Source organism: Streptomyces sp. P17, from assembly GCF_032436805.1.
In the GTDB taxonomy this organism is placed as follows: domain Bacteria; phylum Actinomycetota; class Actinomycetes; order Streptomycetales; family Streptomycetaceae; genus Streptomyces.
Genome location: NZ_JAVRBF010000857.1, coordinates 1 through 270, shown reverse-complemented (window position 1 = coordinate 270; position 270 = coordinate 1). Strand labels below are relative to the sequence as shown.

The following is a 270-nucleotide window of genomic DNA, read 5'->3' as shown; positions in this document are numbered from 1 at the left end:
CGCCAGCCCCTCGCCGGTGATGGCGACGCCGGACAGGCCATGGCTTGATCTCTCGTAACCCGCTGAAAAACCGTTGCTTGTGGCAATCCACATGGCGCGGCGCCCATAGGCGGCGCTGGCCGATTGCACCTGCGACACCCCGTTGACCGCCAAAGCGGCGGACTCAAGCCGAAGCGCGGCCTCTTGCAAGGCAGCAGGTTCGGGCGCCGACGCCGGGTCGCACAGTTCCAGCGCATCCAGATCGCAACCCCGCGCAAACTGGTCCGGCTC

At 67.4% G+C, this 270-nt stretch carries 1 protein-coding gene; it reads right to left on the bottom strand.

What is annotated here, in order from left to right:
- The coding region (locus RMT89_RS43235) for a hypothetical protein (protein ID WP_315889235.1) at positions 1–270 on the bottom strand (270 nt) is incomplete at both ends.